This is a genomic window from Mesorhizobium sp. M0239 (assembly GCF_040321815.1).
In the GTDB taxonomy this organism is placed as follows: domain Bacteria; phylum Pseudomonadota; class Alphaproteobacteria; order Rhizobiales; family Rhizobiaceae; genus Mesorhizobium.
Map to the genome: position 1 here is coordinate 65,155 of NZ_JAMYSG010000009.1, position 12,071 is coordinate 77,225.

Consider the following 12,071-nt stretch of genomic DNA (forward strand, 5'->3'; position numbering starts at 1 on the left):
GATCGATCCGGCGTCAGCGCCAGCCCAGAGCCGGCGCGACATGGGTCAGGATCGCCTCGATGACATGCGCATTATAGTCGACGCCGAGCTGGTTCGGAACGGTGAGCAGCAGCGTGTCGGCCTCGGCGATCGCCTCGTCCTGCGCCAATTCCTTGATCAGCACATCCGGCTCAGCCGCATAGCTGCGCCCGAAGATCGCCTTGGTGTTCTCCTCGATGAAGCCGATCTGGTCGCGGCTTTCGTTGCCGCGTCCGAAATAGGCGCGGTCGCGATCGTCGACCAGCGCGAAGATGCTGCGGCTGACCGAGACGCGCGGCTCGCGCTTGTGGCCGGCCGCCTTCCAGGACTCGCGATAGATGCGGATCTGCTCGGCCTGCTGGATATGGAACGGCTTACCGCTCTCGTCGAATTTGAGCGTCGAGCTCTGCAGGTTCATGCCGAGCTTGGCCGCCCATTCCGACGTGGCGTTGGTAGCCGCACCCCACCAGATCCGCTCGCGCAAACCCTCCGAATGCGGCTCAAGGCGCAAGAGGCCGGGCGGATTGGGGAACATCGGCCGCGGATTGGGCTGGGCGAACCCCTCGCCCCGCAGCGTCTCGAGGAAGACCTCGGCATGATGCCGCGCCATGTCGGCGTCGCTTTTGCCTTCCGGTGGCGCGTAGCCAAAATGGCGCCAGCCGTCGATCACCTGCTCGGGCGAGCCACGGCTGATGCCGAGCTGCAGGCGGCCGCCGGCGATGATGTCGGCGGCACCGGCATCTTCCGCCATGTAGAGCGGATTCTCATAGCGCATGTCGATGACTGCGGTGCCAATCTCGATGCGGCTGGTCTTGGCGCCAACGGCGGCCAGCAGCGGGAATGGCGACGCGAGCTGGCGGGCGAAATGATGCACGCGGAAATACGCCCCATCCGCGCCAAGCTGTTCGGCGGCGACGGCCAGCTCGATGGATTGCAAAAGCGCGTCCGATGGCGAGCGCACTTGCGATTGCGACGAGGGCGTCCAGTGCCCGAACGACAGGAAACCGATTTTCTTCATAGCCATGCGATATAAGGATGCGCGTCAGGCTTCAATGCCAAAGAGATTTTTCGACGCACCCGATCAAGGCTCATGCATCGCTGTTTTCGAAGGCGCCGATGCCTTGTGCGATAAGGTTGGTCGCCATGACCAATGAGACGATTGCCGCGGAATTGAAGACGACGACCCACCATTTGCCGCCGGTCAGGAAGCCGTAGCCGTCGGCGACGGCCAGTCCCCAGTCGGCCGATGGCGGCTGGATGCCGAGGCCGAGAAAGCTCAGCGTCGCGATCGAAAAGAACGCGTAGCCCAGCCTTGTGACCAGCTCGATCAAGATCGTTTCCCTGATGTTGGGCAGTATCTCCAGAAACATGATGGCGAGCGGGCCCTCGCCGCCAAGCCGCGCAGCGCTGACATAGTCGCGCTCCTTCTGCTCGCGCACGGCGGCGCGGACGGTGCGAGCCACCAGCGGCGCGTAGGCGATGCCGATCACCAGGATGACGGTCAGGTTCGACGGGCCGATCGCCACCAGCGTCATGGTGACGAGAACAATGAACGGAAACGCCATCAGCGTATCGAGCAGCCGCGCGCCGATGGCATCGACCAGGCCGTCGAAATAGCCGAGCACCAGACCGATGATGCTGCCGGCGGCAACGCCGGCCAGCGTCGCCAGCGGCGCAACCAGCAGGATATCGCGCGATCCGACGACTATGCGGGACAGCACGTCGCGGCCGAGATGATCGGTGCCGAACCAGTGCAGCGCATCGGGCGGCGTCAGCATCGCCAGAAAATCCTCGGCATAGGGATCGTAGGGAACGAAGAGGTTGCCGAACAGTGCGCAAACGACCCAGAACAGAAGCAGCAGCGATCCGACCACGACCGACGGGGCCAGTCCGGAGAAAACACTGCGGATCCTGCGCACTGCCGGAAAGCCGGCCACCGCGCGCCGTGGTGCGGGAAACTCCGCCAGATCCGTCATGGCGAGGTCCGGCGGCGTTGCCGCGGATCGAGCAGCGCCAGCACGAGGTCGCCGGCCGCCGCCGACAGCACGAAGATTGCCGCCATCACCAGCACGCCGGCCTCGAGCATCGGGAAATCGCGTGCCTTGGCCGCATTCAGAACCAGATTGCCAAGCCCCTGGATGCCGAACAGCGCCTCGATCACCACCAGCCCGCCAAGCATGTAGCCGGTCTGCGTCGCCAGCACCGCGATGGTCGGCGTCAGCGCGTTGCGCAGCACGTGCCGAAAGATGATCTCGCGCCGCTCCAGCCCTTTCAGGACGGCGGTGCGCGTATAGTCGGCGGCCATTGCCTCGATCACCCCTGCCCGCGTCATCCGGGCGATGTAGCCGGCAAGGTTCAGCACCAGCGGCAGCGCCGGCAGGATCAGATAATAGCCATGCGTCCAGAAGCCCGCGCCATCGGGCGCAACGCCGGAGATCGGGAACCAGTTCAGCCACAGGCCGAAGAGGATAAGGAGCATCAGCCCGGAAACGAAATCAGGCACGATGCCGAAGGAAACGCCCGCCATCACGATCAGCCGGTCGATCAGGCGGCCGGCATTGAGACCCGCGATGACGCCGGCCCCTACACCAAGCGGCACGAGAAAAATCAGAATAATGCCGGCAAGGGCAGCAGAGCGCTTGAGGCTTTCGAGCACGAACGGCGCCACCGGCCCGCGCATAGACAACGAGGTGCCGAAGTCACCGGTCACGGCCTTGCTGAACCATAGCCAGTACTGGACGAGAATCGGCTGGTCGGCGCCGAGCCGCTTGTTCAGTTCCGCCACCGCCTGCGCGTCGGCAAACGGACCGAGCATCACGCGGCCGACATCGCCGGGCAGGACCTGCCCGGCGAAGAACACCAGGATGCTGACCAGCCACAGCGTGAGGACAAGTGTGCCCACACGCGTTGACAAAGTGCGGCCCGTCAGCATGTCTCGATCATGCCTGGACGAAGGAAACGCGGTCGAGCAGCAGATGCGAGATCGCCGTGAAGCGCACGCCCTCGACCTTGGAGCTGACGATTCGGCTGTATTGCGAGAAGTAGCTGATGATCGCCGGCGTTTCGTCGAGCAGCAAGGTCTGGATCTTGCCGGCAACGAGGCGCTGTGCCTGCAGATCACGCGCCTTCGAGTAATCGAGCAGCAGCGCATCATAGGCCGGGTTGTTGAAATGCGCCGCGTTCCAGGCTCCCGAACTCTTCAGCGTGGCGTTGAGGAAGATGTCGGGAGTGCCGCGATGGCCGTAGTCGGTGATGCCGAGCACCGAATCCAGCCATGGCGAGCTGCCGAAGGTCGCCGAGCCGTAATAGGCGTCCTGCGGCAGGACATTGAGCTTGATGTCGATGCCGGCCTTCCTGGCGAAGTTCTGGATGATCACCGCATAGTCGGGAATGTCATAGGCGCGTTCGGTGGTCAGCGTCACCTCGAAGCCGTTGGGCACGCCCGCCTCGCCAAGCAGGCGCTTGGCCTCGGCAATGTCTTGCTTGCGCTGCGGCACCGATGGATCGGCCGATGGGAAGATCGGCGCGAACGGGGTGTCGTTGCCGACGATGGCGCGGCCCTTCAGCAGGCCCTTGACGATCGCCTCGCGATCGAGCGTGAGCGCCAGCGCGCGGCGGACCCGCTTGTCGGTGAACGGAGCCTGGTCGGTTCTGAGATGCACCTGGTCATGCGAGCTTGCCTGCACGCTGAGCAGCTTGAAGTTGGGATTGCCTTCGATCGCGAGTTCCAGGCGCGTCGTGCTCGGGATGACGTCGAGCTGGCCGGCCTGCAGCGCCAGCACCTGCGCCTGCTCGTCGTCGAAAAACTTGATCTCGACCCGGTCGGGCAGCGCCTTGTCGCCCCAGTAGTCCTCATTGCGCACGAAGCTGGCGCCTTGCTTGGGACGGAAGGATTCCAGCTTGAACGGACCCGTGCCGTTGAAATTCTTCTCGAAATCGCCGGCATAGTCGGCCGGCAGGATCACGGCATTGTAGACGTCTGAGGAGACATAGAAGGGGAAGTTGCTGTTTGGGCCGTCGAGATCGAAGGCGACGGTTTCGTCGTCGACCAGCTTGGCGCCGCCCTTGGACAGGATGCCCTTGTAGGCCGACAGGGCCGACGAGCCGCTGGCCGGATCGACCAGCCGCTCGAAGCTCGCCACAACATCCCTAGCGGTGACCGCGCGACCATCGTGGAATTTCACCCCTGGCCGCAATTTGAAGGTCCAGCGACTGGCCGTCTCGTTTGCCTCCCAGGACAGAGCGAGCTTCGGCTGCAGACCATCCTTCGGATCGTCGAGGATCAGATACTCGCCGACCTGGCTGATCACCCCGATGCTGGCCGGATCGGTCACCGAAACCGGATCGATCGCCTTGGTCGGCTGGCCGAGCCCGACGCGAACCGTGCCGCCGGCAGCAGTCGCGGCGCGTGCGCCTCCAAGCCCCTGCGAGGCGGCAAAGCCGGTCAGGCCGAGCAGTGCGGCGTATTTCAGGAGATCGCGGCGCTTGAGAAAGCCGCCCTGATATTCGTCGACGGCGACATTCCAGATGTCCCCCGACAGGTTGCGAACTGCGTCGATATCTCTGCGTTTGGTCATGTTAAACCCCTGCTCTGAAATGAAGATTGAAAAGCTATGCGACGGGTTCGCCGTCGAGATGGATGCGGTCGACGGCCTGCGGATAGAAGGCGATGAGCCCTTTGATCTTCGGCATTTCCTCTATCGGATCCCGGTAGCTCCAGGCGATGTCCGGGCGCACCGTTCCGTCGCTCAGCAGGCCGGACCAGTAGGAGGCGATGCCCTTGTAAGGACATCGCGTCGTTGTGACGGACGCCGTCAGCCGCTCCAGCCGGATGTCTTCCGCCGGCAGATAGAAACGCGTCGGCAGATGCGTCTCGAACAGCAGAACCGGACGGTGGCTGTCGGCGATTGGCTCGCCGTCGAACCAGATTTGCACATGGCTGGAGCTCTGCAGCACATCGATGCGCGCATACGGGTCTCGAGCGTGGACGAAGACTTCTTCATCCTCCTCGAACCACTGGTCGACGGCCTTCCAGGTGAAGGCGATGCGGCCAGCCAGCGGCGACAGGTTTTCATCCGGCGGCGAAACGAACGCCCAGGCCGCGTTGGCGCTGCGCCTGTCACCGGTATCAATATCCCAATAGGCTGTCTCGCCACCGACCGGATGCGGTTCGCGATGCAATGAGGGTCTCAGCACCGACGGGTCGACCGCTGACGGCGGGAAGAAATAGATCGGCAGGAAATGGTTGGAGCGCAACACCAGCACGTTGCGGCTGTCGGCGATGGTGCGGCCGCCGAATTTGACACGCACGCGCTTGGGGCTGTGCAGGACATTGACGAGCTGCGGCGCGGTGGCTTCGCGGGGCTGCAATCTTGGTGCAACGGTCATGATCGTTCTCCCGGCCTGACGTCAGGACACCGCGCGCGCATTGTCGCGCTGTTCGGCGAAGCGATTGGCTGGTCGCGCCAGGCCGAAGCGGTCGCGCAACGTTCCCGGCGCGTATTCGAGGGGGAATACGCCGCGCCGCTGCAGCTCCGGAACCACCTGTTCGGCGAAATTCACCCAGTCCTCGGGCAGCAGCGGGAACATCAGGTTGAAGCCATCGGCAGCACCCGAAACGAACCAGTCCTGCAATTGGTCGGCGATCTGTACCGGCGTGCCGGCGACGGTCGGCACCGAACCGCTGTTGGCAAGCTTGCGGGCGATCTCGCGCAGGCTGAGATTCTGCTTCGCCCACTGCTTGACCCGGTTGAGCGACGTGCGTCCGCCATTGAACGTGCTCTCGTCCGGCAGAGGCGGCAATGGCCCGTCCGGCGGGAACAGCGACAGGTCCAACCCGCTCCAGCTGGACAGAAGGTCGATGCCGACCTGATCGGGAAGCAAGGTCTGCAGATATTCCTGCTTTTCCCGGCCTTCCGCCTCGGAGGCGGCGACAACAGGCAGGATGCCGGGCAGGATCTTGAAGCTCTCCGGCCGCCTGCCGTGGCGGGCCAGCCGCTCGTTGATATCCTGACGGTATTTGATGCCATCCTCCTTGGTGCTGTAGATGGCGAAGTGCGCATCGGCCTGGGCGGTGGCGAAGTTCTTGCCGTCTTCGGAGGATCCGGCCTGGACGATCAGCGGATGACCTTGCGGCGGCCGCGAGACGTTGAGCGGCCCGCGCACCTTGAAATGCTTGCCCTTATGGTCGATGGGGTGGACCTTGTCGGGATCGGCGAAATAGCCCGACGCCTTGTCGATCAGCAGCGCCTCGTCTTCCCAACTGTCCCACAGCGCTTTGGCGATATCGAGGAATTCGGCCGCGCGCTCATAGCGGAATGCATGTTCGATATTGCCGTCGCGGCCGAAATTGCGCGCCTCCTCGTCCATAGCCGAGGTGACGACGTTCCAAGACGCCCTGCCCTTGCTGATATGGTCGAGCGACGCGAACATGCGCGCCACATTGTAGGGCTCGCTGTAGGAGCTCGACGCCGTGGTGATCAGGCCGATATGCTTGGTCACGCCGGCTAGCGCCGACAACAGCGTCAGCGGTTCGAGGCGGGCATTGGCATAGTGGGCAACGCCGCTCTTGACCGAATCCCAGATCGACACGTGGTCGGCGACGAAGATGGTGTCGATCCTGGCGCGCTCGGCCGCCTGCACGAGATCGCGGTAGAACTCGAAGTCCAGCACTTCCCGGCCCGGTGCCCGCGGATGGCGCCACGACATTCGATGATCGCCCTGCGGGTTGAAGAAGAATGCGCTGAGGATCATGTGGTCTCGAGCCATGCCGGCCTCCTTCCAGATCTGCTCCGGAGACCGTCGCGCTGCTTCGGCAGGCGGCGACAATCTCTGCTGATCCGAGAAAGGTAGATTGCGCTCCGGCTTAATCCGAGTAATTTTATAGAGAAAATGCGTTGCGAAAGCGGAAGCGATTGCCCTCGATCGCAGCCCGCGAAGAAAGTGGTTTCAAGTCCCCATGTCCTCCTCGGTTCTGAACGTCGACCAGCTGTCCATCGCCTATGACGGGCACAAGGGATCGCATCCCGCCGTCAGCGGCGTGTCGCTGCATATAGGCGAAGGCGAAGCGCTCGGCCTGGTCGGCGAGTCGGGATCTGGGAAAAGCTCGGTGGCGCTCGCCATCCTGCGCTATCTGCCGAAGAATGCCCGCATGGCGGTGTCAGCGCTCGAATTCCAGGGCCGGGAAATCCGCGACCTCTCCGCCGAGCAGCTGCGCCAGCTCCGGGGAAATCACATCGCCGCCGTCTACCAGCATCCGGGCGCGGCCCTCAATCCGAGCATGACGATCGGCCGGCAGATCACCGAAACGATCATGCGGCACCGCCCGGTTCGCCCCGACGAGGCGCGCGAGCGTGCCGCGGAACTGCTCGGACGGGTCCGCGTCAGCCATCCGGAGCGTGTGCTGGATCTCTATCCGCACGAATTGTCCGGTGGCATGCAGCAGCGCGCCAACATCGCCATTGCGATTGCGCTCGATCCGTCGCTGCTGGTGCTGGACGAGCCAACGACGGCGCTCGATGCCAGCGTCCAGTCCGAGATCATCGCCATCCTGCATGACCTTCGCAAGGATCACAAAACCAGCATCCTGCTGATCAGCCACGACATCCATATGATCCGCCGCTCCTGCGACCGTGTGGCGGTAATGCAGGAGGGCACGGTGGTCGAGAGCGGCGCCGTCGGCGATGTCTTCGACAACCCCTCTCATGCCTACACAAAGGCGCTCATCGCCTCGATCCCGGCGCTCAACTACACCAAGCGGGACGGAAGACTGGCGGAGACGGACGGCATGCCAGCGCACCCCACAGCCCAAGGCGAAGACGCCGGCTTGCCAAAAGAACGCCGGATCGCGATCGCCTGCAAAGGCATCAGTCATGCCTTCGGCAGCCAGCCAGTGCTGCACGGCATCGATCTCGACATCGGCCAAGGCGAAACCTTCGGGCTGATCGGCGAGTCCGGTTCCGGCAAGTCGACCCTGGCACGCATCGTCACCGGCCTGCAGACGCCCAGCGCCGGATCGGTCGAGCTGTTCGGCAGAACGGTCGCGCCGCGCGTCGAGAAGAGAAACCTTGCCGAACGCCGCGACGTGCAGATGGTCTTCCAGTCGCCGGATCGCACGCTCAACCCGCGCCAGCGGATCGGCAGGATCCTTGGCCGCCCGTTGCGGCGGCTCGCCGGGCTGCGCGGCAGTGAGGTGAGAGCGCGCGTCAGCGACCTGCTGCAATCGGTCCGCCTCGCCGGCGCCACGGCCGAGCAGAAATCGCGGTCGCTTTCCGGCGGACAACGGCAACGGGCGGCGATCGCGCGCGCCTTCGCCGGCGTGCCGAAGGTCGTCGTGCTCGACGAACCCACCTCCGCACTCGACGTCTCGGTCCAGGCGACAGTGCTCAACCTGCTCAACGACCTGCAGCGCGACAAGGACACCACCTATCTGTTCATCAGCCACGACCTCAGGGTGGTGCGCTACATGGCCGACAGAATTGGCGTGCTCTATCGCGGCCGCTTGGTCGAGACAGGCTCATCCGACCAGATCTTTCGCGGCCCGAACCACCCCTACACCGCACTGCTTCTGGCGGCATCTTCCGATGAGGCCGCGCCAAAGCTTTCCGCTTCGGTCGAGACAGAGGCCACCGGCATCCCGAACACGGGATGCTCCTTCGCCGACCGCTGCCCGCTGGTCCTGCCCGACTGCAGAAAGGCAGAGCCGCCCGCTAACGAGGTCGCGCACGGCCACCGGATCGCCTGCTGGCGGCACAGCCAGGGTTTTTGAGCGGCTCAACAGCAGTCCGAAGGCCCGCGGCAGCTCGGTTTTAGCGGCAGGCAGGATGCGATGCCGGGATTGTCGCAGCATCGGAATCCAGCTTGCAAATGCCTCCTTTTGAGGCCAGCCTAGATGCATGATGGCACGCCGGTCGCCAAAACATGTCCTTGTCATGCTGCTCGCGGTATTCCTGACCGCCGGGTTCAGCCTGTCTGCCGCTCAGGCGAGCGTCATGTCGGCGAAGATGATGATGACGACTGGCAGCGGCATGCCTGCCGGCACCGGCATGGCCAGGATGGCCGACACAGCCATGAATGGCGATTGCAGCGCGTGCCTCAAGGGCGCCGCCGACAGCGATAAGCCGATGCATTGTCCGCCGACCTGCATCGCACCAGTGCTCGCGGTGCTCCCTCAAAGCCTCGCCATCACCATGGTTCCAGCGGTGCAACAACCATCGGCGCTACCGATGCCGTTCCTTCACGGGCGAAGTTCCGTGCCCGACCCATTCCCTCCCAAATCCACCGATCTCGTCTGACGCCGTTTCAGCCATCCCGCGGCTGATTTCCGGCGTTTGATTGCCGCTGGCGCTTCGCGCCGGCAGGCACACGGCAATTTACGTCGAGAGGCTCGCCGTCGATCGAGATCGCAAAGGGCTTGAGAGTGAGTATCAATTCCAGTCATTCCATTTCACGCCGCAGGTTCGTCCTTACGGCGGCGGGCGTTGCTGCGGCCACCCTGGTGCGCGCCGCAACGCCAAGAGCATCCACCGTCGATGAGCGCCGCATCAGGATCGCGCCAGGCCACGCCAGCTTCACCGGCCCTGGCGGTCCGCTCACTCCTGTCTGGGCGTATGACGGGACGATCCCCGGCCCGATGCTGCGCCTGCGCCAGGGCCGACCCGCTCGCATCACGGTCGAGAACGCATTGGACGAGGAAACCACGGTCCATTGGCATGGCATCCGCCTGCAAAACACCATGGACGGAGTGCCCGGTCTGACGCAGCCGCCGATCAAGGCGGGGACAGATTTCGTCTATGAATTCACGCCGCGCGACGCCGGCACCTTCTGGTATCATCCGCATGCCAACAGCCTTGTGCAGCTCGGCCGCGGGCTCGCCGGCGCCCTCATTGTCGAGGAGACCGAACCCGTTGCCGTCGACCGCGACCTGTTGTGGTTGCTGCAGGACTGGCGGCTTGCCGATGACGGGCAGATGGCGCCCGGCTTCGGCAGCGCGATGGATGCGGCGATGTCCGGCCGCGTCGGCAACGTCGTCACCATCAACGGCACGGCGCCGGCCGATCAGAGCGTAAAGGCGGGTGAACGCGTCAGGCTGCGGCTGGCCAATGCCTCGCTCGCCCGCATCATGGCGCTGCGCTTCGAAGGCCACCACCCGGTCGTCGTGGCGATCGACGGCCAGCCCTGTGATCCGCATGAACCGGAGGACGGCCGCCTTTTTCTGGCACCCGCCATGCGCATCGACGTCGTGATCGACATGCAGGGCGATCCAGGCAAGCGTTACGCGGTGATCGATGATTTCTACGACGGTCTCGCCTATACGCTGACCACGCTTGCCTATGACAGCGCATCGCCGATTCGGATCCATCCTCTCGACACGCCGCTTGGCCTGCCGCGCAACCCGTTGCAGCAACCCGATCTCGCAAGCGCCGAGCGCCAGGAGATCGTCCTGCAAGGCGGCATGATGGGTGGCGGCAAGCTCGCCGGCGTCGGCGGCATGATGGGCATGGCGACACCCGGCATGAAGGGTGGCGCTGCCTGGGCGATCAACGGCATGTCGATGACCGGTGACGGCCATGCCGGCATGGCGCCGCAATTCACCTTATCGCGCGGTGCAACCTGTCATCTCACCATGCGAAATGAAACCGCCTGGTGGCATCCGATGCATGTCCATGGCTTCAGCATGCTGGTGCTTGCGCGCAACGGTTCGCCGGTACCGCACCGGCAATGGCAGGACACGGTGCTGCTGGCTCCCAGGGACACGATCGAATGCGCCTTCGTCGCCGACAATCCCGGCGATTGGATGCTGCACTGCCATGTCGCCGACCACCAGATGGCCGGCCTCATGACGGTGTTTCGAGTGACCTGATTTTCTCGTCAACAACGTCAAGACAACAAGGAGAACTGCAATGAAACCGACTTACACTCTCGCCGCTTTCGCAGTCGCGATTGCAATGCCGCTGCCGGCTGTCGCGGCGACGATCAACGCGGTCATGTACAAGAACCCGCAATGCAGCTGCTGCGAATCCTATGCCAACTATCTGGAACACAACGGTTTCAAGGTCGACATCAAGCCCGTCAACAACCTGTCCCAGATCAGCAGTGATGCCGGTGTGCCGGCGGACCTCGAAGGCTGCCATACGCTGATGGTCGATGGCTATGTCGTCGACGGGCTGGTGCCGGTCGATATCGTCAAGAAACTGCTGACGGAGCGGCCCGCCATCACCGGCATCACGCTGGCCGGCATGCCGACCGGCGCTCCCGGCATGGGGGGCGAGAAGGCCGGCCCGTTCATCGTCTACGCCTTCACCAAGGACGGCAAGGCGCCCACCGTCTACGCGACGGACTGAAAGGCAATCGCCATGTCTGCCGATATGTCGGATTGCCCTGTCCGAACCTGGCTCGCCATGATGTTCCGGTCCTTCGCACGGCCTGGTGTCCTGCTTTTGCGCCATTTCGCATACAAGGGCATGAGTTTGTGCTAATATACCATGGCCATGCACCTTCGTGCGTGACCAACCAATGGGAGGACGCGATGAACACCATGAATCGCAGGTCTGCAATTGCCCTCGGTGTGACGGCCGCCGCGGTGACGCCTTTTTTTGCCCTGACGGCGTCCGCGAAGGCCAAGAAATACGGCCCGAAGGATGGCAAGGAGATTGCGCCCGGCGTCAGGGTGGTTGAGGTCGGCACGGGAAACTCCGATATTCCTGCCTACAAGAGCATCTCAATCGTCGATGTCGTGTTTCAGCCCGGAGCGCACGCTCCCGCGATGATGATGGACAATGACATGGTCTGCACGATCACTTCAGGCGCGTTCACCATCAAGAAGGCAGACAACGAATTCAAGCTCAAGACGGGTGACATGTACACCTGCTCCAAGGGCAAGACCGACGAGGCGACGAATACAAGCAAAGAGGTCGGCGTGCATCGTATCGCCGTCCTGATACCGGCGTAGCAGTTGGAGTTCCGGCCGGACAGGCGGCTTGCATGCTGTCCGGCCGTCGTTTGCGTATCGCCGGGTGCTAGCCTCGTCCGGCATGATTGGGCCTACCACAAGC

At 63.8% G+C, this 12,071-nt stretch carries 11 protein-coding genes; 5 read left to right on the top strand and 6 right to left on the bottom strand.

Translation table 11 applies throughout. The features are described 5' to 3' along the window. Window positions 1-13 precede the first annotated feature (13 nt). From NKI99_RS11395 to NKI99_RS11420, 6 genes are all read right to left on the bottom strand, one after another. Complete coding sequence (locus NKI99_RS11395; RefSeq protein WP_352610939.1) at window positions 14-1,036, bottom strand: LLM class flavin-dependent oxidoreductase; 1,023 nt, start codon at window positions 1,034-1,036, stop codon at window positions 14-16. Window positions 1,037-1,106: 70 nt separating this feature from the next. Beyond that, complete coding sequence (locus NKI99_RS11400) at window positions 1,107-1,994, bottom strand: ABC transporter permease (protein ID WP_023809379.1); 888 nt, start codon at window positions 1,992-1,994, stop codon at window positions 1,107-1,109. Next, the gene (locus NKI99_RS11405; RefSeq protein WP_023809380.1) at window positions 1,991-2,950 is read right to left on the bottom strand and encodes an ABC transporter permease; all 960 of its coding nucleotides are present in this window, start codon (window positions 2,948-2,950) and stop codon (window positions 1,991-1,993) included. Before NKI99_RS11405 ends, NKI99_RS11400 begins: the two co-directional genes overlap by 4 nt. Window positions 2,951-2,957: 7 nt before the next feature. Beyond that, window positions 2,958-4,595, bottom strand: a complete 1,638-nt coding sequence (locus tag NKI99_RS11410) for an ABC transporter substrate-binding protein (protein ID WP_023809381.1) — start codon at window positions 4,593-4,595, stop codon at window positions 2,958-2,960. A gap of 34 nt (window positions 4,596-4,629) precedes the next feature. Then, the gene (locus tag NKI99_RS11415; protein ID WP_023809382.1) at window positions 4,630-5,406 is read right to left on the bottom strand and encodes a DUF427 domain-containing protein; all 777 of its coding nucleotides are present in this window, start codon (window positions 5,404-5,406) and stop codon (window positions 4,630-4,632) included. A gap of 21 nt (window positions 5,407-5,427) precedes the next feature. Beyond that, window positions 5,428-6,786: an LLM class flavin-dependent oxidoreductase gene (locus NKI99_RS11420; RefSeq protein ID WP_352610847.1), complete on the bottom strand. Its 1,359-nt coding sequence runs from the start codon at window positions 6,784-6,786 to the stop codon at window positions 5,428-5,430. A gap of 190 nt (window positions 6,787-6,976) precedes the next feature. Between NKI99_RS11420 and NKI99_RS11425 the strand changes: the two genes are divergently transcribed. The 5 genes from NKI99_RS11425 to NKI99_RS11445 all read left to right on the top strand — a co-directional run bounded on the left by NKI99_RS11425 (window position 6,977) and on the right by NKI99_RS11445 (window position 11,968). Further along, window positions 6,977-8,785 carry a dipeptide ABC transporter ATP-binding protein gene (locus tag NKI99_RS11425; RefSeq protein ID WP_352610848.1) on the top strand — a complete coding sequence of 603 codons (1,809 nt, stop codon included), beginning with the start codon at window positions 6,977-6,979 and terminating at the stop codon, window positions 8,783-8,785. Window positions 8,786-8,948: 163 nt separating this feature from the next. Further along, complete coding sequence (locus NKI99_RS11430; RefSeq protein WP_352551486.1) at window positions 8,949-9,311, top strand: hypothetical protein; 363 nt, start codon at window positions 8,949-8,951, stop codon at window positions 9,309-9,311. 125 nt (window positions 9,312-9,436) lie between these two features. After that, window positions 9,437-10,879 (top strand): multicopper oxidase family protein, encoded by a 1,443-nt coding sequence (locus NKI99_RS11435; protein ID WP_352551487.1) that lies wholly within the window; start codon window positions 9,437-9,439, stop codon window positions 10,877-10,879. A gap of 40 nt (window positions 10,880-10,919) precedes the next feature. Beyond that, window positions 10,920-11,360, top strand: coding sequence for a DUF411 domain-containing protein (locus NKI99_RS11440; protein ID WP_352610849.1), 441 nt, complete (start codon window positions 10,920-10,922; stop codon window positions 11,358-11,360). 185 nt (window positions 11,361-11,545) lie between these two features. Then, on the top strand, window positions 11,546-11,968 hold the full coding sequence (locus NKI99_RS11445; RefSeq protein WP_352610850.1) for a hypothetical protein: 423 nt from the start codon (window positions 11,546-11,548) through the stop codon (window positions 11,966-11,968). The last annotated feature ends 103 nt before the right edge of the window (window positions 11,969-12,071 follow it).